Annotated in this window: 30 protein-coding genes and 1 tRNA gene; 15 read left to right on the forward strand and 16 right to left on the reverse strand. The window is 62.1% G+C overall.

Annotated features, from left to right (window positions below):
- Nucleotides 1-4: 4 nt before the first annotated feature.
- Nucleotides 5-1132 (reverse strand): isovaleryl-CoA dehydrogenase, encoded by a 1128-nt coding sequence (locus XH88_RS30905; RefSeq protein ID WP_271672097.1) that lies wholly within the window; start codon nt 1130-1132, stop codon nt 5-7.
- A gap of 169 nt (nt 1133-1301) precedes the next feature.
- Here XH88_RS30905 and XH88_RS30910 point away from each other — a divergent pair, with 169 nt between their 5' ends.
- On the forward strand, nt 1302-2339 hold the full coding sequence (locus XH88_RS30910; protein WP_271672008.1) for an AraC family transcriptional regulator: 1038 nt from the start codon (nt 1302-1304) through the stop codon (nt 2337-2339).
- 92 nt (nt 2340-2431) lie between these two features.
- Here XH88_RS30910 and XH88_RS30915 read toward each other — a convergent pair whose 3' ends face one another.
- The 3 genes from XH88_RS30915 to XH88_RS30925 all read right to left on the reverse strand — a co-directional run bounded on the left by XH88_RS30915 (nt 2432) and on the right by XH88_RS30925 (nt 3953).
- Nucleotides 2432-2728, reverse strand: a complete 297-nt coding sequence (locus tag XH88_RS30915; protein WP_271672009.1) for a DUF3551 domain-containing protein — start codon at nt 2726-2728, stop codon at nt 2432-2434.
- A 220-nt stretch (nt 2729-2948) separates the two neighbouring features.
- Nucleotides 2949-3443 carry an Lrp/AsnC family transcriptional regulator gene (locus tag XH88_RS30920; protein ID WP_271672010.1) on the reverse strand — a complete coding sequence of 165 codons (495 nt, stop codon included), beginning with the start codon at nt 3441-3443 and terminating at the stop codon, nt 2949-2951.
- Between the two features lie 204 nt (nt 3444-3647).
- A complete protein-coding gene (locus XH88_RS30925; RefSeq protein WP_271672011.1) occupies nt 3648-3953 on the reverse strand; it encodes an ETC complex I subunit in 306 nt (101 codons plus the stop codon).
- Nucleotides 3954-4206: 253 nt separating this feature from the next.
- Here XH88_RS30925 and XH88_RS30930 point away from each other — a divergent pair, with 253 nt between their 5' ends.
- Together XH88_RS30930 and XH88_RS30935 are read left to right on the forward strand one after the other, a co-directional pair.
- Nucleotides 4207-5385 (forward strand): OpgC domain-containing protein, encoded by a 1179-nt coding sequence (locus tag XH88_RS30930; RefSeq protein WP_271672012.1) that lies wholly within the window; start codon nt 4207-4209, stop codon nt 5383-5385.
- A 165-nt stretch (nt 5386-5550) separates the two neighbouring features.
- Nucleotides 5551-5976, forward strand: coding sequence for a translational machinery protein (locus XH88_RS30935; RefSeq protein ID WP_271672013.1), 426 nt, complete (start codon nt 5551-5553; stop codon nt 5974-5976).
- A gap of 15 nt (nt 5977-5991) precedes the next feature.
- Here the strand turns inward: XH88_RS30935 and XH88_RS30940 are convergent, their stop codons facing one another.
- Entirely contained in the window at nt 5992-6186 is a 195-nt protein-coding gene (locus XH88_RS30940; RefSeq protein WP_271672014.1) for a hypothetical protein, read from the reverse strand.
- A gap of 309 nt (nt 6187-6495) precedes the next feature.
- On the opposite strand from XH88_RS30940, the gene XH88_RS30945 reads away from it, so the two are divergent.
- The 5 genes from XH88_RS30945 (at nt 6496) to XH88_RS30965 (ending at nt 11292) form a co-directional block, all read left to right on the forward strand.
- The gene (locus XH88_RS30945; protein WP_271672015.1) at nt 6496-6654 is read left to right on the forward strand and encodes a hypothetical protein; all 159 of its coding nucleotides are present in this window, start codon (nt 6496-6498) and stop codon (nt 6652-6654) included.
- A gap of 124 nt (nt 6655-6778) precedes the next feature.
- A complete protein-coding gene (locus tag XH88_RS30950; RefSeq protein WP_271672016.1) occupies nt 6779-7006 on the forward strand; it encodes a hypothetical protein in 228 nt (75 codons plus the stop codon).
- 190 nt (nt 7007-7196) lie between these two features.
- Nucleotides 7197-7418: an RNA-binding protein gene (locus XH88_RS30955; protein WP_271672017.1), complete on the forward strand. Its 222-nt coding sequence runs from the start codon at nt 7197-7199 to the stop codon at nt 7416-7418.
- A gap of 875 nt (nt 7419-8293) precedes the next feature.
- Nucleotides 8294-9544 carry an NF038122 family metalloprotease gene (locus tag XH88_RS30960; RefSeq protein WP_271672018.1) on the forward strand — a complete coding sequence of 417 codons (1251 nt, stop codon included), beginning with the start codon at nt 8294-8296 and terminating at the stop codon, nt 9542-9544.
- Nucleotides 9481-11292, forward strand: coding sequence for a hypothetical protein (locus XH88_RS30965; protein ID WP_271672019.1), 1812 nt, complete (start codon nt 9481-9483; stop codon nt 11290-11292). The genes XH88_RS30960 and XH88_RS30965 overlap by 64 nt, the downstream gene beginning before the upstream one ends.
- Nucleotides 11293-11418: 126 nt before the next feature.
- Here the strand turns inward: XH88_RS30965 and XH88_RS30970 are convergent, their stop codons facing one another.
- Entirely contained in the window at nt 11419-12045 is a 627-nt protein-coding gene (locus XH88_RS30970; RefSeq protein ID WP_271672020.1) for a hypothetical protein, read from the reverse strand.
- Nucleotides 12046-12131: 86 nt separating this feature from the next.
- Here XH88_RS30970 and XH88_RS30975 point away from each other — a divergent pair, with 86 nt between their 5' ends.
- On the forward strand, nt 12132-12371 hold the full coding sequence (locus tag XH88_RS30975) for a hypothetical protein (RefSeq protein WP_271672021.1): 240 nt from the start codon (nt 12132-12134) through the stop codon (nt 12369-12371).
- Here the strand turns inward: XH88_RS30975 and XH88_RS30980 are convergent.
- A complete protein-coding gene (locus tag XH88_RS30980; protein ID WP_271672022.1) occupies nt 12368-13189 on the reverse strand; it encodes a hypothetical protein in 822 nt (273 codons plus the stop codon). The genes XH88_RS30975 and XH88_RS30980 overlap by 4 nt on opposite strands.
- A 709-nt stretch (nt 13190-13898) precedes the next feature.
- Between XH88_RS30980 and XH88_RS30985 the strand changes: the two genes are divergently transcribed.
- Nucleotides 13899-14321 carry a hypothetical protein gene (locus tag XH88_RS30985; protein WP_271672023.1) on the forward strand — a complete coding sequence of 141 codons (423 nt, stop codon included), beginning with the start codon at nt 13899-13901 and terminating at the stop codon, nt 14319-14321.
- Between the two features lie 161 nt (nt 14322-14482).
- Here XH88_RS30985 and XH88_RS30990 read toward each other — a convergent pair.
- From XH88_RS30990 to XH88_RS31005, 4 genes are all read right to left on the reverse strand, one after another.
- Nucleotides 14483-14559 (reverse strand) — tRNA-Pro (locus XH88_RS30990).
- Nucleotides 14560-14638: 79 nt separating this feature from the next.
- Nucleotides 14639-15124, reverse strand: coding sequence for a DUF192 domain-containing protein (locus tag XH88_RS30995; RefSeq protein ID WP_271672024.1), 486 nt, complete (start codon nt 15122-15124; stop codon nt 14639-14641).
- Between the two features lie 152 nt (nt 15125-15276).
- On the reverse strand, nt 15277-15909 hold the full coding sequence (locus XH88_RS31000) for a cold-shock protein (RefSeq protein ID WP_271672025.1): 633 nt from the start codon (nt 15907-15909) through the stop codon (nt 15277-15279).
- 199 nt (nt 15910-16108) lie between these two features.
- Nucleotides 16109-16870, reverse strand: coding sequence for an SIR2 family NAD-dependent protein deacylase (locus tag XH88_RS31005; RefSeq protein WP_271672026.1), 762 nt, complete (start codon nt 16868-16870; stop codon nt 16109-16111).
- Between the two features lie 266 nt (nt 16871-17136).
- Here XH88_RS31005 and XH88_RS31010 point away from each other — a divergent pair, with 266 nt between their 5' ends.
- Nucleotides 17137-17301 carry a hypothetical protein gene (locus XH88_RS31010; protein WP_271672027.1) on the forward strand — a complete coding sequence of 55 codons (165 nt, stop codon included), beginning with the start codon at nt 17137-17139 and terminating at the stop codon, nt 17299-17301.
- Between the two features lie 71 nt (nt 17302-17372).
- Here the strand turns inward: XH88_RS31010 and XH88_RS31015 are convergent, their stop codons facing one another.
- Entirely contained in the window at nt 17373-17657 is a 285-nt protein-coding gene (locus XH88_RS31015) for a hypothetical protein (RefSeq protein WP_271672028.1), read from the reverse strand.
- Between XH88_RS31015 and XH88_RS31020 the strand changes: the two genes are divergently transcribed.
- Both XH88_RS31020 and XH88_RS31025 read left to right on the forward strand, forming a co-directional pair.
- Nucleotides 17656-18168: a hypothetical protein gene (locus tag XH88_RS31020; RefSeq protein ID WP_271672029.1), complete on the forward strand. Its 513-nt coding sequence runs from the start codon at nt 17656-17658 to the stop codon at nt 18166-18168. The two genes, XH88_RS31015 and XH88_RS31020, sit on opposite strands and share 2 nt — an antisense overlap.
- A gap of 74 nt (nt 18169-18242) precedes the next feature.
- A complete protein-coding gene (locus XH88_RS31025; protein WP_271672030.1) occupies nt 18243-18368 on the forward strand; it encodes a hypothetical protein in 126 nt (41 codons plus the stop codon).
- A gap of 386 nt (nt 18369-18754) precedes the next feature.
- Here the strand turns inward: XH88_RS31025 and XH88_RS31030 are convergent, their stop codons facing one another.
- The 3 genes from XH88_RS31030 to XH88_RS31040 form a co-directional block, all read right to left on the reverse strand.
- Entirely contained in the window at nt 18755-18895 is a 141-nt protein-coding gene (locus XH88_RS31030; protein ID WP_271672031.1) for a hypothetical protein, read from the reverse strand.
- A gap of 343 nt (nt 18896-19238) precedes the next feature.
- Nucleotides 19239-19535, reverse strand: a complete 297-nt coding sequence (locus XH88_RS31035) for an HU family DNA-binding protein (protein ID WP_057754729.1) — start codon at nt 19533-19535, stop codon at nt 19239-19241.
- A 190-nt stretch (nt 19536-19725) separates the two neighbouring features.
- Complete coding sequence (locus XH88_RS31040) at nt 19726-20532, reverse strand: AraC family transcriptional regulator (protein ID WP_271672032.1); 807 nt, start codon at nt 20530-20532, stop codon at nt 19726-19728.
- Between the two features lie 94 nt (nt 20533-20626).
- Here XH88_RS31040 and XH88_RS31045 point away from each other — a divergent pair, with 94 nt between their 5' ends.
- Together XH88_RS31045 and XH88_RS31050 are read left to right on the forward strand one after the other, a co-directional pair.
- A complete protein-coding gene (locus tag XH88_RS31045) occupies nt 20627-22183 on the forward strand; it encodes a carboxylesterase/lipase family protein (protein WP_271672033.1) in 1557 nt (518 codons plus the stop codon).
- Nucleotides 22184-22330: 147 nt separating this feature from the next.
- On the forward strand, nt 22331-22633 hold the full coding sequence (locus XH88_RS31050) for a hypothetical protein (RefSeq protein ID WP_271672034.1): 303 nt from the start codon (nt 22331-22333) through the stop codon (nt 22631-22633).
- Between the two features lie 147 nt (nt 22634-22780).
- Here XH88_RS31050 and XH88_RS31055 read toward each other — a convergent pair whose 3' ends face one another.
- Entirely contained in the window at nt 22781-23737 is a 957-nt protein-coding gene (locus tag XH88_RS31055) for a phosphatase PAP2 family protein (protein WP_271672035.1), read from the reverse strand.
- Nucleotides 23738-23848: the final 111 nt, after the last annotated feature.

Here is a 23848-nt window from a genome sequence, read left to right on the forward strand (position 1 = left end):
GATTTTAGGCCGTCTCGGACATCAACTCGCGGCCGATCAGCATGCGGCGGACCTCGGAGGTCCCCGCCCCGATCTCGTAGAGCTTGGCATCGCGCCAGAGGCGGCCGACCGGAAACTCGGACGTATAGCCGACGCCGCCGAGCGCCTGGATCGCTTCACCCGCCATCCACGTCGCCTTCTCCGCGGAATAGAGGATCGCGGCGGCCGCGTCCTTGCGCAGGCTGCGCGCGTGATCGGCGCGGTCGCAGGCCTTTCCGACGGCATAGACATAGGCACGCGTGGCCTGCCAGGTCGAATACATGTCGGCGAGCTTGCCCTGCATCAGCTGGAAATCGCCGATCGGCTGGCCGAATTGCTTGCGTTCGTGCATGTAGGGCACCACGGCATCCATACAGGCCGCCATGATGCCGAGCGGGCCGCCGGACAGCACCGCGCGCTCATAGTCGAGGCCGGACATCAGCACCTTGACGCCCTCGCCCACCTTGCCGAGCACATTCTCTTCCGGCACCTCGCATTCGTCGAAGAACAACGGGTAGGTGTTGGAGCCGCGCATGCCGAGCTTGTCGAGATGCTGGCCGTGGGTGAAGCCCTTGAAGCCTTTTTCAATCAGGAAGGCGGTCATGCCGCGCGGGCCGGCCTCGGGATCGGTCTTGGCGTAGACAACCAGCACGTCGGCGTCACCGCCGTTGGTGATCCACATCTTCGAGCCGTTGAGCACGTAGCGATCGCCGCGCTTGTCGGCGCGCAGCTTCATCGAGACGACGTCAGAGCCGGCGCCCGGCTCGGACATCGCGAGCGCGCCGACATATTCGCCTGATATCAGCTTCGGCAGATAGCGCTGGCGCTGCGCGTCATTGCCGTTGCGGCGGATCTGGTTGACGCAGAGGTTGGAGTGGGCGCCATAGGACAGCCCGACCGCGGCCGAGCCGCGCGAAATCTCCTCCATGGCGACCACATGGGCGAGATAGCCCATGTTGGAGCCGCCATATTGCTCGGGCGCGGTCATGCCGAGCAGGCCGAGGTCGCCAAAGCGCTTCCAGAGGTCGGCGGGAAACAGATTGGCCTTCTCGACCTCGGCCGCGCGCGGGGCCACCTCGGCCTCGACAAAGGCGCGCACGGTGTCGCGCAGCATGCTGATGTCTTCGCCCAGATCGAAATCGATGCTCGGGATGTTCAAGGCGATTCCTCCAAGGATCTTGCAAGTTCTTGCGGTCCGAACCTACCCCCACCTGGGCACCCCGGCGGTCGAAAAGGTTGCATTTTCCGCCAAGTTTGGCGAGGATTTTCCAAAGGATTTTTCGATGCCCCTTCAAGCCGCGACCGGCACCCCCCGCCGCGCCATGACCCCCGCCGCCTTCGTCCGGGGCGTGGTCGCGGCCTATGCCCGCTACGGCAAGGATCCGGCCGAGGCGTTGAACAGGGGTCAGGTCCTCCCTGATCTCGTCATATCGGGCGATGGGCGGGTGACGGCCGCCCAGTTCGAGGCGCTCGCTGGCCACGCCATGCGCGAGCTCGACGACGAGGCCCTCGGCTGGTTCTCGCGCCGGCTGCCTTGGGGCAGCTATGGCATGCTGTGCCGCGCCTCGATCACCGCGCCCACACTCGAGGTCGCGCTCAAGCGCTGGTGCCGGCATCATCGCCTCCTGACCGAAGACGTGCTGTTCGAGCTGGCCGTCGGCGAGGAGACCGCGACCATCTCGATTCGGGAGCAGCGCCAGCTCGGCGATTTGCGCGAGTTCTGCCTCGTCACCCTGCTCCGCTATGTGCTCGGCTTCTCTTGCTGGGCGGTCGATTCCACGATCGCGCTGCGCGCGGCGGAATTCCCCTATGACGAGCCCGGCCACGTCTCGGTCTACCCGACGATCTTCTGCAAGGCCGTCCGCTTCGGCGCGGACCGCGCCGGCATCTGCTTTGACCGGCACTATCTTTCGCTGCCGCTCACGCGCAGTGCAGCCGACCTCGACAGCATGCTCAAGGGCGCGCTGCGCCTGACCGTGCTGCCCTATCGGCCCTATCGCCGCGACCGGCTCCTGGTCGAGCGCGTCCGGCGCGTGCTGCGCGCCTCGCGCGGACGCAGTCTCGGCGCCGAGGATGTGGCCAGCGAGCTCGCGCTGTCCACCCGCACCATGCATCGCCGGCTGCGCGAGGAGGCAACCTCGCTGCGCGAGCTCAAGGAGGAAGCAAAGCTCGAGCTCGCCAAGCTGGAGCTGATGCGCGGTCGCGCCCCGATCAAGCGGATCGCGGAGATCGCGGGATTCCGCAACGAGAAGAGCTTTTCGCGGGCTTTCCGCAACTGGACCGGCGCCAGCCCGCGTGAGTTTCGCGGGCGGTACCGTTGAGGCGCCCGCGTGTCGCGTGCTTGTCACAAATTTACGGCCCCCGAGATCACCTCGGAGGCCGCAAAGCTCGAAACGGCTTCTAACGCCTGGCGTTAGTTCGATTTGGTCTGGGCGCCCGGACGAAGCTTCGGATGCCTGGTCTGCTTCGGCTGGAAGGCAAGCGCGTCGTTCGTGGTCTTCGCGCCGCCGCTCTGCGAGCAGGTGCCGCCGATGCCGCTGGCTGCGGACCGGCAGGCTTCCATGGTCGGATAGCCGCAGCCGTGAGCTGCCTGGGCGCCGTTGGTAATGCAGTAGTCGTCAGCCTTTGCGGTCGGCGCCGTCAGAACCAGGAACGCAGATGCAAACAGCGTCGCAGCGGAAGCTGCAAACGTCTTCGATATCGAGGTCATGTTGTCTTTCCTGTTTAAGGAGTCCCACAAAACAGTCCTCGGCATGCGACGCAGGCTGAGGCTTCACACCCCGGATGTAGGCCGCGCCCGTGAGCCGACAATCACGGCTCGGCGCATTGCAGCACTTCGCAAATAACATGTCTTTGTTACGTGATTTACTAAGCTAGATAATTCCACAAAGCTGTATAATTCCTGTCATGAAAGCGAGCTTCGCCGGTCCCTACCCTGCGGATGTCGCAGCCACGACATCAGGCACGGGAAGCGGCACGTCCTTGGCAACGCCCAGCACCGGAAAGCTGCGGACGTTTTTCACGTTCGGCATGGCGGCAAAATGCAAAAGTTGCTGGCGCATGCTCTCGACACTCGGCGCGACGCATTTGAGGAGATAGTCGGTGTCGCCCGAAATGCGCCAGCACTGCTGGATCCGCGGGATCGCTGATATCGAGCCCTCGAATGCTTCCAGCACCGGCTGGGACTGGCTGCCGAGCTGGATCGAGACGAACGACACCACCTCGTAGCCGAGCAGCCGCTCGTCGATGACGGCGCGCACCGCGCGGATCACGCCGCGGCTGAACAGCGATTTGAGCCGCCGCAGGCAGTTCGGCGCGGACACGCCGACGCGCAGTGCCAGCTCGTTGTTGCGAACCCGCCCGTCCTGCTGCAGCTCCGATAAGATCTTCAGATCGACGCCGTCGAGCTGGTCACGCCCGGCCATCCCCTGCCCTCATCATGGTCCCGTCATGCGCATCAGCGAAGCACGCGGCGGGATGGGTGCCAAGGGCCCGGCTCGGGCGACCGCCCCTTCCAGGTCGTCATGGCCGGGCTTGTCCCGGCCATCGACGCTCTTTCACGCTGCCCAAAGACGCGGATGCCCGCGACGAACCCGGGCATGACCAAGTCGAGGATTGTGAAGTGGACTTCAGTGCGTCCAGGGCTCGCCGCGGCGGAAGGAGAAATTATCGGCGTAGGCGATCTGGCGTTGCAGCGATTCCTTGGGCTCGATCACCTGGTAGGCGATGCCCTTCCGCTCGCAATAGGCGACCGCCTCGTCCCTGGTGTGGAAGCGCAGCGTGATCTGCTGCTTCATGTCGCCGGACGAGGTCCAGCCCATCAGCGGCTCGACCGCGCGCGGCTGCTCCGGCTCGTAGTCGAGCTGCCATTCCTTGGTCTTGGACCGGCCGGATTGCATCGCGTTCTTGGCGGGCTTGAAAATGCGTGCGGTCATTGGCGGTCCGGCCTCTTGGTCTTTCGTTCGATTTTAGTGCGTCACGGTAGCGATTGGTGGAAACCGTGGGCATAGTATAGAGACACCTTCGGGAACTGATCGGTGATTCCGGCCCTCCGGGTCCCTCAGCGATGGGTATAGTCATTATGCTGCACTGTGACAATTGCGTACCCACCTTCCGCCCGGGAATCCCGCCCGGCGGCTGTGCCTCGCCAACACCAGCATATCCGTCCCCTTCGAGAGCGTCCGTCGCATGGCCTTTCTGAACATCAATGCCACGCTGCCCGAAAAGGGCCGTGACCTCAGGCTCGACCTGTTCCGCGGCATCGCCAATTGGGCGATCTTCCTCGATCACATCCCCGACAACATCGTGAACTGGATCACGACGCGCAACTACGGCTTTTCCGACGCCGCCGACCTGTTCGTCTTCATCTCCGGCTACACCGCCTCCTTCGTCTATGCCCGCATGATGCTGGAGCGCGGCTTCATCGTCGGTGCCACCCGTCTCACCAAGCGGGTCTGGCAGCTCTACGTCGCCCACATCATCCTGTTCGTGATCTACATCGCTTCGATCAGCTATCTTGCGCTGCGCTTCGGCGATTCCGAGATGATCAACGAGTTCAACGTCGCCGGCCTCGTCGACAACGCCACCGAGACGCTGCGCCAGGGGCTGTTCCTGCGCTTCAAGCCGCTCAATCTCGACGTGCTGCCGCTCTACATCGTGCTGATGGGCCTGTTTCCGCCGGTGCTCTGGTTCATGCTGCGCAAGCCCGATCTGACGATGGGGCTGTCCATCATTCTCTGGCTGACTGCGCGTCATTTCAACCTGAACCTGAACGCCTATCCGGCCGGCCAGTGGTACTTCAACCCCTATTGCTGGCAGGTGCTGTTCGTGTTCGGTGCCTGGTGCGCGATGGGCGGCGCACGCCGCTCGATGACGCTGATCAACGCGCCCGTCACGCTGTGGCTCTGCCTCGGCTATCTTCTGTTCGCGCTCGTCATGACCATGGCCGGCCGCTTCCCTACCCTCGGGGGCATGTTCCCGGAATGGCTGTTCTCGACGTTCAATCCGAACGACAAGACCAACCTCGCGCCCTACCGCTTCATCCATTTCGTCGTGATCGTGATCCTGGTGATCCGCTTCGTGCCGAAGGAATGGCCGGGCCTGGAATGGAAGATCTTCGATCCGCTGATCGTCTGCGGCCAGCAATCGCTTGCCGTGTTCTGCGTCGGCGTATTCCTGTCCTTCGTCGGCCATTTCGAGCTGTCGATGAGCTCGGGCTCGGTGTTCGCGCAGCTGTTCGTCTCCATCGCGGGCATCGCGATCATGACGACGGTCGCCTATTACATCTCCTGGTCGAAGCGGCAGGACAAGCCGCTGAAGCCGCCGCCGGCGAAGCCCGCGGCGAGCCCGGCAGCCAAGGCAGCCTGAGACGCCCGCTTTTTCAAGCGAGCGTCGAACGTCGATTGCCCTGCCTTTCTAGTTCAGGAGCGACTTGACCTGCGTCAACCGGCGGCGGCGCCGGCCGACTTAGTGTCTGGTCGACAGACGCCGCCGCGATGTTGGCGGCCTTCCCCTCGGACAAGGCCCAAGCACATGCCCTCTCATTTTCACGCCGTCGTCTGGATCGATCATTCGCAGGCCCGGATCTTCCATCTCGGCCTCAGCGGCTCCGACGAAGTCACCTTGCACCCGCAGCTCGCGACGCGGCATCTTCATCACAAGGCCAACGCCATCGGCAGTGGTCATGCCGCACCTGACAAGGCCTTTTATGCCGAGGTGACCAAGGCCATCACCGATGCCGGCGAGATCCTCATCATCGGTCCGGCGGGTGCGAAGGCGGAGCTCGCCAGCCACATCCGCGCTCATGCGCCCGATGTCGCCAAGCGGATTGCCGCGGTGGAGGCAGCCGATCATCCCTCGGACAACGAGATCGTCGCCTACGCAAAACGTCACTTCAAATTGCCGCTGCCACGCATTCAGGCGCCAGGAGCGGCCGCGGGCGAGCGACACGCCGGTTGAGGCATTGCCTCCAGTTCAGGCCGCCGCCTCGCCGTCGTATTCGGTGAATTTCTTGTAGATCCAGTCACGGCCGTCGTGACGGCGCCAGACCTTGCCGTAGGCGAGCTGCCCGTTGATCGAGCGGCGCGGCACGATAACGGTCCAGAGGTGCCAGATCTCGGTCCAATCCGACGGTTGGCGGGGAGTTTTCGAGCTGAGATCGAAAGCCATGACGAACAACTCGCGCGAGACGAAACGCCGCGACGAATGTGATCTCGTCTGAGCCGCAGATGCGGCGTCGTCGCGTGCCGGGACCGCCTTGATAGCAGTCATCAAGACGGCCGCAACGACAGCTCGCGTTTAACCTAACCGATCAACCTTACCCGCCGACATGCAGCTGCCTTGCCGGTTGAAAGGCTTGCCGGTCTTTCCTAAGATATCTGCGCAATTTGAGAATAGGCAGGCCCTGGGAAGCCCGCCCTCGTGATTTCGAGCTCGGACTGAACTTTTCTGAGAAGCTCATTGCGCTGGTTGACGTTCATGGATTTCCAATCTGCCTATTTGCGTCTGGCGATGATTTCGCCGCCCCTGGCACCCATGACCAAGCCGACCCAGGACAGGCCGCCGAAGGTTGCCAACGACAATTATCCGGTCTGGCCGCTGATCCCGTTTCCGGCGGGCTGGCACGCCTCGAATTGAATCGGAAAAGGCGCAACGCCGCGCAAGCGGAGTATCATCGCTTGGCGGCGTCCGTTTAGACGTTGGGCGCTGAAATCCCCAACACTCATGTGTCTATGGCGACGCCCAAAGGTTCGAAGAAGATTTGACAATTCTGCGCCGTCAACCGATTCAAATCCTTGCGGAAATCGCGCAGAAGGTCGTCGACGAGAAGGAGGGGCGCCGAGGGTTTGACGTCGCGGCTGACCGGCCTTGCGACCACGCCTTGACCGAAGAGGCAATGGCACCGATCGACATGGAAACCCCGCCTGAAGGGATATTCGAGGGCACGGCGCTAGCGTGCCGTCTTACCCCTTCAACCAAGCATGCGTGAAACATGTCGACGCGCACTCGCACCTCCGCCTCCGGGAAGCAACCAATCCCCCTGCCACGCGTTACAGGGTTTTCCCACCTTCCACATGCCTGCGAGCAGCTCGCCGCCCGCCTCCCTACGCCATGAGCTTCGGTACGCCATCAATGGACAGTCATCCCGTCTCACGTCCGTGTGACCTGGAGCGTGGCCGGTGAATTTTCGCGAGCAATGCGAGACCAATGAAGAACAGGCCGCTGGCCAAGGGGATGCTGTGAGCCAAGCTGAGACGACCGGGAAATTGTCCGCGGCTAAAGAGCCCCGGACGTCACTGTTTGCAGTCTGCTGGCTCGGGATCGCGGCGATCGCGATGATGGGCTGGATCTGCGCGCTGGGCTGGCTGGCCTGGCGCCTGGCGAATTGGGCGTTGTTCTGAAGTCTGTGCCGGCCGGCGTGGCGCGCCGGCCCTGCCCATCACATCAATAGTGGTAGTTCACGCCGATCATTGCAGCATGGATCGTGTCCTAGAGATGAGCCACGGTCACGCCTTGGATCGGACTGATCAGCTGTATCGGGCCCTTCGTGCCGAAGTCATGGTAATTGTATTCGCATCAATCCGGGGCAAAGCACCATGTGCTTAGAGGAGAGCGTGACAAAGAAGGCTGCGGCTTGCAGCGAGTGCACAACACGCATCGATATCAGGTGTCCAGCGGCACAGGCGGCGCGCTGAACGTCTCATGCACCTCGTACGAGCTTCTTTGAGGTGTTTTGTATCGCATTGGAGCAAGCAACGAGAGCACCGAGCGAGCCTGCTAACCCGCATGTAATGAACCGCTACGGCACGCCCCGCGTTAATCGATATCAATCTCGACCTACCGGCATTTATTGATGATCGGGAAGGCCCAAGAAAAGCGAATTCTACTTGGGCGCTCAACTCAGCCCGACTCTCAACGCCTTCTTAGCCTCTTCAGTTGCTGCATGGCGACCACCGCCGTACTGGCCAACATTGTTAAAGAGCTGCATTAGCGGGGTTTGCGGCTGCCTCGGCGTCCGGAAACAGGCCTAAGAATCGAAGATGCCACGCTGTCGGTTCGTGCAAAGGCATACACATTGGCATCGATATCTCAGATTTCCGAGACGAACGGCGGCGACTAGTCCGGCATATGGGCCGAAACTCTGTAACCGCGATGTCGCAAGGGCCAGTGCATCCGGAGAAACCTCTAGCGTAGCTCCCGCGTCCTCGATACTCTTCGAGGTACAAGCTTAGATTGAGCTAGCTCACACCAAGGGCGCCATTGGATGATAATTAATTTGAGTTATGAGGCCAGCGCTAATAGCGCACCTGCATATTTTTTCTCTGATTTGAATGCAGCCGCACAGATCTTGGACGCTGTGCTTCCGGCTCCAATCACCGTCAATATCGAGGTTGGCTACGGTGAAATTTTCGAGAATGGCGCCGACGTTGCGCTACCGAGCGGTTTTTCTGAGGGAGGCCCGGCTTGGGGTCAATATCTTTCATACTCAAGCGTTCGATCACTTCTTGTAAGTAATGCGACTGCGCCCTACGCGATTGCAGCGGCCAATAGTTTGCCAATCAATAATCCTACCAATCAGTCGGGTGTATTGCTCAGCAACACCCAGGAAAAGCTATTCGGGATGCTGCCCTCCAACGACACAGCAACTGACGGCTATGTCGGCTTTGGCGTTGGCTGGAGCAGTTATCTTGGCGTAGCGCTACATGAAATTACGCATGCAATGGGCAGAGCTGGCAATAGCTCCAATACCGCAGATACCATCCTGAATTTGTACAAATTTTCGTCGCCCGGTGTTCTGGATTTCACGACCGCCGCTGGGTACTTTTCTATCGACGGAGGTAATACAAATCTTCAGAACTTCGATTCTACGGGAGTTGATCCCTGGGATTGGTCTGCTGGGTTACCGGATCCATTCAGCCTGGATGGAAGTAATTTTAGTACGCTATCTAGCGCGGATATCATCGTACTCAACGCGCTTGGTCTTACTGATCTCCCGCCACCTCCGCCTGCCGTGTCAGTGGTCAGCGACTCAGCCGCTATCCGCGGCCAGACTTTACCATTGTCATCTCTCGTCACGATTTCTGATCCAGCGCACAAGGGCTATCAAAAGCTGGAGCTGTGGGATGCGAATGGCTCGGCATCGGGCGGCCAATTTGTTGTAAATGGGGTGGCCCAATCCGGAGGTCATGAGATTGACGTTGCACCCGGCGATGTTGCGAACACTGTCTTTCATGTAGGTACCGGGACGGGTTCGGACACTTTATGGGCGCGGCTTTTGGAGAACGATGGAACGCTTACTCCCTGGCAGCAGTTCTCAGTGTCTCTTCAACCGCCAACTCTGACCGTACACAACGTCCTGGTCGCGACGCGAGCCCAAGTTATACCTCTGTCCACCTTGGTGACGGTTTCAGATCCGAACGGCCTCAGCTATCAAAAACCGAGCTGTGGGACTCGAATGGCACAGTGGCAAGCGGTCAGTTCGTGGTCAACGGCCTGGCGCAAACGGGCGGCCATGAAATCGATGTGAGCCCAGCCGATATTGCCAACACCGTATTTGACGTCGGCGCATTTGGCGGCACAGATACGTTGTGGGCAAGATTGCTGGAAAACGACGACACTCTGACAGGCTGGCAGGGACTCACGGTCGTAGGGCCAACCGACAACGCGCCCTTGGTCTCTGCCTCGGATTTCACCGCGACGCATGGCCAGAACGTTGCGGCTTCAAGCCTTTTTTCGGTCACCGACGCGGACAACGATACGATTACAAACTACCAGCTATGGGATTCAACCGGCGATCCGGCTAGCGGGCACTGGGTGATCGGCGGGATCGCTCAAGACGCCAACATCGCCATCAACGTCTCCGCAGCCCAGTTGGGCAGCACCAGCTTCCAGAGTGGTTCCGGCTCGGACGACCTGTGGGTACGCGCCTATGACGGTTTTGAATGGGGCGCGTGGAAGGAGTTCCACGTCAACGCCCCAGTTGACCACGCACCCCTTGTCACTGCTGCCGACTATAATGCAATCCACAACCAAAACATCGCGGCCTCCGGCCTATTCACTGTAACTGATGCGGATGGGGATACGATCATCAACTACCAGCTCTGGGACTCGACAACGGATCCGTCCAGCGGTCACTGGGTTGTCGGCGGCGTATCGCAGAGTTCGAATGTCGCCATCGACGTCAGCGCCGCGCAGCTGGCAAATACGACGTTCCAGAGCGGCTCCGGATCCGATGATTTGTGGGTGCGGGCCAATGACGGCACGCTATGGGGTGCGTGGAAGGAGTTCCACGTCAATGCTCCGATCGACAACGCTCCCGTGGTCAATGCATCGGATATGAACGCGACCCACGGACAGAACATCGCTGCTGCCAGCCTGTTCACGGCCAGCGATGCCGATCACGATACGATCACCGGCTACCAGTTTTGGGATTCGACCGCCGATTCCGCGAGCGGGCATTTTGTGGTCGCTGGTGCTGCACAGCCGTCGAACCAGAGCATAGATGTCAGCGCCGCCCAGCTGGCGAATACGTCATTCCAGAGCGGCTCAGGATCGGATGACCTGTGGGTTCGTGCCTTCGACGGGACGAAATGGAGCAGCTGGAAGGAGTTCCACGTCAACGCTCCGCTGGACAATCCCCCGGTCGTCACTGCATCGGATTTCACGGCGACCCACAATCAGAATGTGGCAGCTTCAACTCTGTTCTCGACCTCTGATGCGGATGGAGACGCTGTCACGAACTATCAGCTGTGGGACTCGACGGCTGACCCGAGCAGCGGCCATTGGGTGGTCGGGGGCACAGTGCAGGCCGCCAACGTCGCTATTGGCGTCACGGCAGCGCAGCTCTCGACCACGACTTTCCAGAGTGGATCAGGCTCAGATGATCTCTGGGCTCGCGCTTACGACGGCATCGCCTGGGGCGCATGGAAGGAATTTCATGTCAACGCCCCGCTGGATCGCGCGCCCGTGGTCACAGCTGCCGACTTCCACGCCACGCCCAATCAGAGCGTTGCGGCATCATCCCTGTTCTCGGTATCGGACGCAGATGGCGACAGCATCTCGCAGTATCAGTTCTGGGATTCCACGCCCGCGGCCGCAAGCGGCCACTGGTCCGTTTCCGGGGCCGCCCAGCCAACCAACACTGCAATCAACGTCAGTGCGGCTCAGCTCGCGGCGACAAGTTTCCAAAGCGGCACCGTGTCGGACGATCTCTGGGTTAGAGCCAGCGACGGCGCGATCTGGAGCAACTGGCAGGAGTTCCATGTGCTGGTGTAAATTCTGCGGATACCCGTTGTTTCGCACTGGCCCCGAGCGAGGACGCCAAGCTGGACCCGGTAGGCGCTATCGAGTGGACCGCACTCCTTCGGTCGAAGGAAGGCCAAGCGTGTCCTTGTAGCTCCGCTACGGACCTCTTACCGACGTCCTGTAACCCCACTCAAAGTCTGGCCGCACATCGGCGGTGGAAGGTCCGGCCACCCACTGATGCGCGGCGCCCGTGGCCTGCGCCACCGCCAGCGCGCCGGCCGTGACCTGCAGGCTGCCGTTGATCGTGAGCGACAGCGTGCGGTCGGCCGAAAGATTGCCGCCGCCGGCGAGTGGCGCCGCGGTGTTGATGTTGCGCGCGGCCGGGACGTTGTTGGCATTGAAAACGATCGCGCTGGTGCCAAGCACGATCGGATCGGCGCTCGGGCATTCGAACAGCATGGTGCTGAAGGTCGCGCCCTGCGCCGCCATGACGAGCAGGCCGCTCGCCCAGTCGGAATTGTTGTTGGCGTCGATCGCCCGCGTCCATGGGCCGGTGGAGGCGTTGTAGATGCCGTTCGTTGTCTGGTCCGTCTGCGCCCGCACCAGCACGCGGTTCCCGGCCGCCAGCGCCACCCCGTCGACCGTCTGCAGGCCGGAGAGCGTGATGTTGGCAGTGGTCGCGACCAGGCACGGCGCCTTGATGGCGAGGCCCGGATTCGGGCTGCCGGCAATGGCGGTGTCCGTGGCGTCGACGCTGACGCCCCGGCGGTCCGTGGTGGCCATGTGGGGGAATCTCCGCTAGTCGCTTGCCCTGGCGCCGCGGTCGTGGAATCGTCGCGCAACCGGGGGTAGGCAAAATGAAAAGACTGATGCTGCTGGGCGCGCTATGCGCGCTGTCGGGCTGTCAAACGGCCGGGGCTGACGCGAACATTTACGGCGGCGCGTTCGGGCAGCGCGTCGTCGGCAACGAGACCTATGTGACGGTCTCCAATGTCTGGAACGAGATGGACGCCCTGCCGCTGGCCGACCAGCATTGCAAGCAGTTCAGCAAGGCGGCGCGCTTCAACCGGATGGAAGGACCGCGCGCGATCTTCGATTGCGTCCGCTAGCGCCCGCCGATCGCCTGGCCCAGCGCCGGCGCGAGGCCCTGGCTGTTGACCTTGCGGGGGCTTAGCCAGAACTCGATTCCCGAGCGCTGCTTCATCCCCTGCTCCATCCGGTCGAGATAGCCGGGATTGAGCAGGCGGTTGGTGACGAGGTAATCGAACGCCGCGCGCGTGTAGATCATGTTCATGAAGGGCAGATTGTCGCGCGCCGTCTTCACCGCGAGCGCGGCGGTCTGGCTGCCCTTGTGCTTGTCCTGGTCGAAGGCGGCGTCGCGGGCGTCCTGCTTCAACAGGTTGTAGAGCTCGACCAGCCGGTTGGCCTGGCCGAGCGTCGGGCCGGCGAGGCCCTCCAGGAAGTTCATGCCGTGGCGGGAATATTCGCCGAGCAGGTAGTCGCCGTAGATCGAGGCGGCGCCGCCGCGCAGGAACGCGGCCATCAGCGCGTCGCGCGGCTGGCTGCGCCATTGCGCGTTGGGATCCTGACCCTTGAAGATCGCGTTCAGATAGTTCGCCATTGCGCCGGCGAGCGTGGTGCCGACGATCAGCTCGGTGATCCCGGCGACCTTGTCCATGCGCCGGCCGCCGCCGCGCAGCTCGGTCTCCCAGGTCCTGGTCAGCATCGTCGCCGGGAATTGCTTGAACTGCATCAACAGGCGCAGCGCGAGGTTCAGCGGCGAGTTGCGCTGGGTGCCCTGCAGCAGCATCGCCTTCTCGCGGGCGCCGGGCTCGATGACGGCATATCGCCCGCGCTCTCCGAAATAGGCCCAGAGCTTGAGCGCCAGCTCCTGCCCGACCAGGCCGCCGGGGATGATCCATTCCATCTTGAGCATCGTGCTCGAGGCCTGCTCGCTGATCGACTTTCCACCGTTCCGCGAGACGTGGGGCGGTTTCTACTGGCCGAAGGTGGCGCGGTGGCTGGACTCGGACAACGAGGTGAGAACAGATGAGCGGGTCGCCCCCTCACCAGACGTCCAGGACGAAGAGCCCTTCCGACATGCCCCGCCGCGGAGAAAGGCGGGTTCAAGATCGGCCGCAACAATCTGGGATACTGGCTGGCCAACCAGGTCACCCGCGACCCCATGGGGTTTCCCGACACCTGCATTCCGTTGCCACCGGGCGCGACTGACGAAGAGATCGGGGAGCTATGTCGCGGCTACACGGCGCAACTGCGGGCACACATCGAGGCCGAGAAGAAGAAGCTCGCGACGGACGAGCCTTCACTGACCAAGACCCGCTACGACGGGACGATCAAGACGGCGTGCCAGATCTACCAGGAGCACCCGAACTCCCCGTTCAACTACAACATCAGCCACACGACGCGCCGAGGATATCTGGCGGACCTCAAGGTCATCATCGAGAGCGTGGGGCATCGTCGCGTCAAGAACGTCACCGTGCTGGACTGTCAGGCCTTCTATCGGGAGTGGCGCAAGGGCGCGGAGTATGTCGACGAGGACGGCGAGCGCTGGCGAGGGCCGGACAATACAATCGCGATGCTGCGAACCGTGATCCGCTTCATGGCTGCGCTGCGCCATGCCGACTGCAAGCTCCTGGCCGAGGAAGGTGCAGTTCGAGCGCGAGGGCGCGCGCGAGCAGGAGCGGACCTATCAGCACGTTCGCGACTTCCTTCGTGCCGCGCGCGACCTGGCCGCCAAGGACTTCATCCCGCGCGATCGCGCGCTCTATATGTCGATCGGCGTTGCCGCGCAGTTCCAGCTGATGCTGCGCCAGGGCGACATCATCGGCAAATGGTCGCCACGCAAGGCCGATGCGAAATTTCCGACCGGCATCGAGATCTTGCACGTGGAGAACGAGACCTGGGCGGGCTTCTTCACCTGGGAGAAGGTGCCGGGCTGGCGCTGGCGAACGCGCACGTCCAAGTCGAAGTATCGTGCAGCGGCCGAGTTCGACCTGCAGATCTACGACCTGCTCTATCCGCTGCTCGAACATCCTTGAGCTGCTGCAGAAGCTGAGCGGCGGCAAGCTCTACCGCGAGGTCATGGAAGATGCGCAGGCCGCGCTCGCCGCGGCCGAGCGCGCACGAACAACGTAAGAACCGCGTGTCAGAATCACGTCAGAATCACAGGGAAAAAGTTTAGGAGAATCAACGTCGGGAGTGGTCGGGGCAGCTGGATTCGAACCAACGACCTGCAGTACCCAAAACTGCCGCGCTACCAGGCTGCGCTATACCCCGAATGTCCGGCGAGCCCTGTCGATACACGCTTCCAAGAGAGCCAGCAAGCGGCCAGCCCGGGCGGCCAAGTCCGCAGGACCTATTTGTTGCCGAACAGGGGGTGGCCGACCCGATCGCCGACGCGAATGCCGTATTTCTGCGCTGTTCCCGCCACCACCTCCAGGACGGCCCGGGCAGGCCCTCGTGACGAAATAATCCTGGTCGAGAGCGGCTCGGTATTTTCCGCGATGCGCAGGATCCGGCCGTCGGCGCGGATGAAGATCATATCGAGCGGGACATAAGTGTTCTTCATCCACATCGACACTTCCTGCTCGGGATTGAAGTCGAACAGCATCCCTTTGCCGTCGGCCAATTCCTTGCGGTACATCAGCCCGGTCTGCTTCTCCTCCTCCGTGGTCGCCATTTCCACCGAGAACACCTGTACTCCGTTCCTGGTGACGATCTCGAGCGGCTGGAAGCCGGCGGCGCGAGCGGGCGCGCCGGCGACCGCGAAACCGACAATGACGAGAACGGCAGCAAGCCAGCCCTGGGCACGGGACCTGGCGGCCTTTCGATCAAAGCGCATGGGCGGGAAACTCGGCAGGGAAATTCTGAACGACAGGGATTGGGCCAAACGGCTTCGGATGGCGACATCCTTACGCGGCCACCGTCCGAAAAGCCAGAAGCGCGCAGGCCAAGCCGCGCGCTTCTGCTCACGAATACGGAAATTTGAAGCCGCTAGTGCGACTGGAGCCCCGGCGAACCCGTCTCGGGATGGATCTCGGCCGCCATCATGCCCTTGGAGCCCGGCCCGAACCGGACCAGCACATACTGGCCTGGCCGCAATTCGGTCATCCCGAAACGACGCAGCGTTTCCATGTGCACGAAGATGTCGGGGGTGCCCTCTCCGCACGTCAGGAAGCCGAAGCCGCGCAGCCGGTTGAACCATTTGACCTGCGCGCGCTCCAGCCCGCTGGTCGGTGTGACCGTGACGTGGGTGCGCGGCGGCAGCATCTGCGCGGGATGGATCGCGGTCGACTCGTCCATCGAAACCACGCGGAAGGCCTGATAGCCCTTGGCGCGCTGGATGCACTCGACGACAATGCGCGCTCCCTCATAGGCGGTCTGGAAGCCGTCGCGCCTCAGCACGGTAACATGCAGGAGCACGTCGGGCCAGCCATTGTCAGGGACGATGAAGCCGTAGCCCTTTGAGGCGTCGAACCATTTGATGACGCCATGAACCTCGACGAGGTTGGCGCTACCCTCACCTAGCCCGGTGAAAGGACCGAGCGCATTGTCACGACCGCCGCCGTGTTCGCCTGACACGGGAACTCCCAGTTTCTTGGACTCAAATCCGTCCGACGACCCCATAACCCCGGACCCCACACATGCCATGCAACCCGCCACATTGGCGGCGCTCGAATCACGCGTCTTAAGAGAATCTTCTCACTTCGACGCGACGCGAATCTTTCGACTCAAAAGATAACACTCCCGGTTGCGACGCATAGACAAAAAAGAGATTCGCCGGAACCTATGAACAGCTTGCACAGCCGCGAATCAAACTAACGCCTCAATTGCCAACAAAGGGTCCGAGCGTTTCGCCGATGTCATGGCGGATGACGAGATCGGCGATGTTGTCCTGCTCGGTCGGCTCGCGATTGATGATCGCCAGGCGCGCACCGGCCTCCTTCGCCATCATCGGAAAGCCCGCCGCCGGCCACACCACGAGCGAGGAACCGATGGCGATGAAGAGATCGCAAGCCCGTGACAGTTCGGTCGCACGCTGCATTTCATCTTCCGGCATCGCCTGACCGAATGAGATCGTTGCGGTTTTGACCGGCTCGTCGCATGCGCTGCAGTTCGGCGCGGCGCCGTCCCGGTCGAACCGGCGCTTCACCCAGTCAAGCTGATAGACCTGCCCGCATCCGATGCAGCGCGCGTAAGTGGTATTGCCATGAAGTTCAATCACGCGATCGGGAGCGAAGCCTGAGGCCTGGTGCAGATTGTCGATGTTCTGGGTGATGACCGCGGGGATCTTGCCGGCGCGATGTAACGAAGCCAGCGCGCGATGGCCGCGGCCGGGCTTCGCTGCGGCGAACACCTCCTGCATCGCAAAACGGCGGCGCCAGGATTCGTCGCGGGCGGACTGGCTGGCGACGAACTCGCCGAACTCGATCGGGCGATTGCGCGTCCAAATTCCGCCCGGCGAGCGGAAGTCCGGGATGCCGCATTCGGTCGAGATGCCGGCGCCGGTGAACGGCACGATGATCTTGGCTCTTGCGATCATGTCGCCGAGTCGTTCGACGCCGCTCTGAAGGTCCTCTGCAATCATGCGCCGCCTCCCGATTTATTTTCGCGCCAGCCGCACACATGCAAGCGACAAGATTGTTGACGCTCTTATCCACCGCCGTGCAAGTCGCGAGCGCAATCGGGTGGCAATTTTTTCCGATCTTCCCTTATCACAATCCTGCAATGCCTCCTCCCCATTGACGCCCCAATCAGGAGCGCCAATGCATGTGTTAACGCGACTCAACGTGATTGCGGCGGCAGTGCTTGAGTTGGAAGTGCACACATACTCCGGTGTAGTGGGGATTTGACATGACCGAAGACGAACAACGCAAAATCCGCGAACGCGAAGAGATCGCCGCCCGAGTCGCCGCCTTCCGTGCCACCCAGGAAAAATTCAAGCGCGAGCGCGAAGAGTATTTTGTCTCGACGCTCGAGAGCGCCCGCAAGGTGGAACGGCCCTCGCTCTGGCCGTAAGCCATCGCGCAGACATTTGTGCGCACGAAAAAGCCCGGAGCGTCGCTCCGGGCTTTTCGATTCGTCGCCCGTTACCAGTAGTGGCGATAGTAATAGTGGTGCCGGTAATAGGGGCGGTAATAGACATACGGGCCAGGGCCGTAGTCATCGTAGTACACGGGGCCGCCGTAATAGTCATACGGACCGTAATAGCCGTACGGATGGGACGCCGCGACCGCGCCCGCAGTGATCGCGCCGGCGGCCAGACCGAACGCCAGGCCCGGCCCAATGCCTCGCGCCGCCGCAGGTGCCGGTGCCGCGACCGCGGTCACGCCGACAGCCGCAACGGTCGCCAGAACTGCGAGTGTCTTCCTCATGATTTCCTCCTTCGCGTTTCGCGGGGACAACGCAGACTCTCCGCAATGGTTCGCGTCGCCCGGAACTGCACTGCGCAGAAAAAATCTCACCAGCGAGGAACAATGCCCGGAAACGCGGATTGGACTTCCAAGTGCGGGAGCCTCCGCCCTCCGGCTCGAGGCGACAGCACGAAGCCCCGTCAGCATCTCCGCGGTGCTGGCGGGGTTTTCAGTTTGGAACGACAAAAATGGCAGCAGACATGCATCGCTGCCAAACGGGGCGGAGGTCGAGGAGGAGAGAGTGCCGATATCCGCTTTGCTGGCCCGCATTCGCAGGCTTGTTCCCAAGAAGAATGCGCGACATTACGACGAGATCGTCCGCAGTTTCGGTGTCGGCGCGCTGCGCCCGCCGCCGTCTCCGATGAGCGACGGCGAGCTCGCCCGTGCCATCGCCGAGTTCCTCAAGGACTCGCCCTCGACGGAATCGGTTGCAGCGCTGGGCCGGCGGCTCGATCCCACCTCGCCGCTCTAACTCGCGATTCTTTTTCAGAGGGGAACAAGCATCTCTCGCGCGCGTTGCAGCCGTTCTACGAGAAGAGGCTTGTCATGCCCGCTTGGCTCGAAGTCCTGCTCAACCTGTCTGGCTATGCCGGCTTCGTGGCGCTGGCGACCAGCGGCGTCGCGTGCCCGCGCGAGCCCGACGACGACGAGGTCTACGGCAGCAAGCGCTAGTGCGCGCGCGCCAGCTTGGTTGATCTTGTTTGTTCCGAATTCGCTTTGTTCCGGCTTCGCCGCCGTTTCGTTCGCGAAGAACGAATCGGACTCCCCGAAATCAGCATGCGGCACGTCTTAACAAATCGTTCGCATGCAAATGAGAGACAGAACCGCCGCAAGCATCGATCGCGGCCGCTACAACAACGACACCATCACGCAAAGTATCGCGCTGACTGGTTTTGAGACACCCCCTCGGACGAAATTCTGAAGAGGAGCGAGCTGTTCTGCATCCGACTCCATTTCGTTCTCCGAGAACGAATCGGATTCGAACAATCAGCACGACGCCGTTCCTAACGATCGATGAAGCGGCGCGCCGTTACGCCGTCGCCTCAAGTCTTGAACGCTCAAGCTGCAGCGCGCCTGGCGTTGCTCTTCTCGGAGAAGCATTCCAGGATCTGAATGCGGAGCTCCTCTGCGGCCGGGCCCTCGACTTTCCGAAGTTGATTCCAGAGCCGGATCACTTCGCGCTGTTTCTCGATGGTCATGAGTCACCTCCAAAGCGGATGACTCACTAGAACAAACTGAGAACAAAAAGTCCAGCCTCTCGCACCGGATTTCCCCTGCTCGTGGCGTTGAACCTTTTCGGCACGCCATTGACCCATCGAGGTTGGGGATTTCAGCAGTCGATACGGCAGCGCCGCGAGCGACGAACATGGTCCGTCACCGCGCGGTTGCCTTTTGGATTTTCAACCTTACGTTAGAGCTACTGCTGACGGCCAGGCGCTGAAATCCCATCGCCGTCAGCTAGAGAGCCCCGTGCGCAAGCGCGGGGTTTTCTTTTGGGAGACCGTGCTGCTGGAGCCGCGCAGACGGCGCGCGACGGCCGGATCAGACGGCGTCCTTGGCCACCTTCAGCGGCGAGGCCTTGACCGACTTGCTCGCCGGCTTCGCCGCGAACTGCATCGGCTCCTTGGTGAAAGGGTTGATGCCCATGCGGGCCTCGGTCGCGGGCTTGTTGACCACCGACATTTTCACGAAGCCGGGAATGACGAACTCACCGGACTCGTTGAGCTCCTTGTAACCGACCGTCGCCATGTACTCGATGACCGACTTCACATCGTTCTTCGCAAGCTGCGTGCCTTCCGCAATTGCATCAATCAACTGGGTCTTGGTCATCTTCGCCATGTCTGGATTTCCTCTGAATTGGGTGCGCGCGAGCCGCGGTGTAGCTTTGTCCGGGAAGCGGTAAAACTACGCGGGCAGCGCGTCGGTTCAGGCCGGTGGCCATGAAGCAGCCGGGCTTAGAACCCATTGAGGCCGAAAACGCAAGCAGCAGTTCGACGTGAGTTCCGTCATGTCTGGCTAATTCCTGGCGCTATTTCTCCTGGGCCATACTGGCGAGATATCTGGCTGGCGGCTTGCCCAGCGCCTTCCTGAACATCGTGATGAAGGCCGTGACCGATTCATAGCCGAGATCGGCGGAGACCTGCTGCACGCTCGCCCCCGAGGCGAGCTCGCGGATCGCGACGATCAGATGCAATTGCTGACGCCAACGTCCAAACGTCAGGCCGGTCTCCCTGACGACGAGGCGTGCAAGGCTGCTTTCGCTGAGCGCGACGTGATCGGCCCATTGCGCCAGCGTGCGGCGGTCGGCGGGATTGTCCGCCAGCGCGGCCGCGATGCGCTTGACGCGCGGCTCGCGCGAGAGCGGCAGATGCAATTGCTGCACGGGCATGCGCGGCAACTCGCCGAGCAGCACGCCGATCAGGCGCTCCCGCCTTGCCTCGTCATGCTGTGCGCCGTCGGACAGCTCGACGATCAACTCGCGCAGCAGGGGCGAGATCGAGATGGTGCAGCAGCGATCCGGCAGATCGACCAGGTCCGCCTCGATGTAGACGAAGAACAGCCGCGCATTCGCAGTCGCACGATTGCTGTGCGGCATGCCGGAGGGGATCCAGACCGCGCAATGCGGCGGCACCATCCACAGGCCGCTGGGAACGCGACACGTCACGCCGCCTCCGAGCGAGGCCACGAGCTGTCCCTTGCGGTGGCTGTGCTCGGGTACCTCCCCTTTGGTCCCGTCGGCATCGACACGCACGGCAATGATAGGCGCGGACCGGTCGTCCACATCCAGGTCGAGCCAGGGATAACGAAGAGGGTATCGGAGCTTTTGCCTGATCATTGATCGTTTTTAGCTATCGATTGGAATTATATGCGAATTCATCGCGCGGCAAAGTCGCTAGTTTTTCAGTCGCCCCAACCAAGGAGATGCGACCGTGCATGGCTCGATAAGCTTTCAAGCGGCCCGGCTGGGCCGGCAGGTGCGCACGCAAGCCGGCCAGGTCCGCGGCCGGCCGCGCGACGACAGCGGCGTGCTCGCGTTCAAGGGCATCCCCTACGCAGCTCCTCCGGTCGGCCCATTGCGCTGGTGCGCGCCGCAGCCACCGGCGCCGTGGCGCGGCGTGCGCGATGCGTCCGCTTTCGGCGCTGCAAGCCTGTCGTCGCTCGAAAACGATCCACGGCCGGGACCGTGCGCCGAGGATTGCCTCTCGCTCAATGTGTGGACCGCCGCGCACGAGGCTGACGAGAAGCGGCCGGTGATGGTGTGGATTCACGGCGGCGGCTTTCAGTTCGGCTCCTCGGCCAATCCCGCCACCGACGGCCGCGCGCTGGCGGCGAAGGGCGTCGTCGTTGTCAGCTTCAACTATCGCCTGGGCATCTTCGGCTTCCTCGCCCATCCCGAGCTCGACGCGGAAGCGCCATCGGGCAATTACGGCCTGCAGGACCAACTCGCGGCGCTGCGCTGGGTCCAGGCCAATATCGCTGCATTCGGCGGTGACCCCGACAACGTCACCCTGTTCGGCGAATCCGCCGGCGCCATGGCCCTCGGCCTCCTGATGGCATCGCGGCTCGCGCGCGGGCTGTTCCACAAGGCAATCGCCCAGAGCGGCGCGTTCTGGGACGGCCGGCACGGGCCGCTGCAAACTCATGACGAAGCGCGCGCACGGGGCCTTGCGTTTGCGCGCCGGCTAGGCGGTGCGTCGATCGCAGCCCTGCGCGCCATGCCGGCCGAGCCGTTGAATGCAGCCGCGCCCTGGAGTTTTGCGCGCGATCACGTCACGGCAGCGTTCTCGCCCAGCATCGATCATCATCTGGTCCCGGATGCGCCCGCGCGGCGCTTCCTGCGCGGCGAGCAGATGCACATTCCCCTGCTCGCCGGCTGGAACGGCGCGGAGGGCTTCCCCTTCATGTCGCAATCGCTTCCCCATCATCAGCCGCGGGCGTTTCGCGCGGCGGCCGAAGAGCTGTTCGGCAAAGACCGGCTGGCGGACTTTCTCAGCCACTACCCCGCCGATACCGACGCAGAGGCCAAGGCGTCCGCCGCCGCGCTCACCGGCGACATGGTGGTCGGCGAGCAGTGCTGGCAGGCGCTGCGTCTGCATCGCAGCAGCACGCGCGCACCGGTCTATGGCTACCACTTCGTCTACACCTCGCCCTACACGCCGATCGCCTCGCACGTGACCGAGATCCCCTTCGTCTTCGGCACGCTGACGCCGCAGCGGGTGATCGGCTGCGCCGCGCCGCCCGATGAAGCCGACCGCGCGCTGGCGCAGACCATGATGAGCTATTGGGTGAACTTCGCGACATCAGGCAATCCCAATGGATCCGGCCTGCCGTTCTGGCCGGCCTATGACGAGCGCGAGATCGTGCAGATCCTCGGAAACACCATCGAAGCCCGCGCCAATCCGCACGCGAAGCGCTTTCGCTTCCTCGCCAGCTTCAGGGAGAACGGGGTTCTCCCGATGCGCTGGCGAGGTGACGTGGGCGGCTGAAGAGAGCCCCGAATATTCCCCAGCGGAGTTTTCCACACGATGCGTCACCTCATCGTGAAACTTTCATCTCGATCGATGTTGTTCAGACTCTGGTAACCCAACGCCGCCACTCTCCATGCAGTCCTGTTGCGTTGGAGTACCCAGAAAGTGCTGAATTTTGACGAGCTGCGTGAACTCGCAGCCGATGTTCGCGTATTTGTCGATGTCGCGGAAGACAAAGCCGCGGCGCTCAGAACCATCATCGCCGCCTATGACGTCGTGCTGGCGATCTTCCCGTCGGGAGACGGCATGGGCCTGCACGTCATCAAAGGCAAAGAGATCCTCGACAAGATCGCAAAGTCGCGCAGCCACGCGACCTACAGCCACACGGCGATCGCGGTTCCCGACCTCGAGCATGCCGAAGTGCTGAAGTACCTGACGGCGCCGGTCGAGCAGCAGATCGCGGCGTAGCCGGTCAGCGCGGCCACAGCGAGCGATCGTCGTCGCAGGCAGTCGCTCTTCGATGCCCCCACATGGCGACGACGAAGCCGAGGGCGAGGATGTGCACTACGCTCTTTGAGCGCGGTGCCTGCGCCAACCGCGACAGAAGCAGGCGATTCATGCGCTCGTGATCGGCGAAAGAGCCCTCGCCTTCGATGGGACGGAGAATGGTTGTGTCGTGATCGACGACACCAGGATGATTGCGAGGCTCGCGATCGCCAGGCCAGCAAATACGTCCACGAAATAGTGCCCGCCGACCAGCGGCGTCGCGATCAACATCATTGCGCTCATCATGAACGCCCAGGGGCGCATCCACCAGACACCCCACCATGCCCACAAGGCCAGGCCGGCTGCGGCGGCGTGGAAGCTGGGAAACGTTACGACTCCGCCGATCTGCGAGATGTTGAAGATATGCAGGTCGCCGCTCCTGATTCCGGGCAAGCGCTCAAGCTGGATCAAATAGCCACTGGCTTTGAAACCCGCGAACTCCGTTGGTAGACCATACATTTGATACGTGCCGATAGCGGGCATGAGCGCAGACAAGAAAGCGACAACGAAGATCGTGAGAAAGGTCGCGAGCGTGAAGCGTTGAAGCCGCACATAGTTCTTGGTGAGACCGAGAACGATCGGAACACCGAAAGGAGGCAGTGCGAGCGCCAAATAGGCCAGATAAAAGTATGGCAGCAACTCCGGCCGGGATACCATGAATTTGTAATACGCGGCCCAATCCATACCGAGCATCTTGTCCCAACGGTCGAGCATTTCGTCCTGCAGCGGCAAATTCACCGATGCTGCAATGTAGGTCAGCATGGCTGCAAGCAGCCCGAGGAAGCCAAGCTGAGCGACGGACAGGGCGACAAAAGCAAGCCGGGAATAATTTCGCCGGAGCAAGAAGTGACCGGATGCGACCAACGCTGCAGAAAACGACAATCCGGCCCACGCCTCCCGGTCAAGTTCCAAGGAGAAGCCGACGATGGGATTGAAAACACCATCGAAGAGCGCAAGTACTCCGAGGGCGATCCAGTTAAGTCGATAAAGGCGAAAAGCATTTTCGCGAATTGCCTCGACGGACATTTTGCTTCCACAGTTTTTGCCGTGGCGCTTTGTAAGCGGAACAACTTAAAGGAATCATTGCGTCCGTTCGCAGCTGGTGCCCGAATCTATCTTTAATTGAATTTTTGGTTC

It is taken from the genome of Bradyrhizobium sp. CCBAU 51627 (assembly GCF_028128765.1).
In the GTDB taxonomy this organism is placed as follows: Bacteria; Pseudomonadota; Alphaproteobacteria; order Rhizobiales; family Xanthobacteraceae; genus Bradyrhizobium.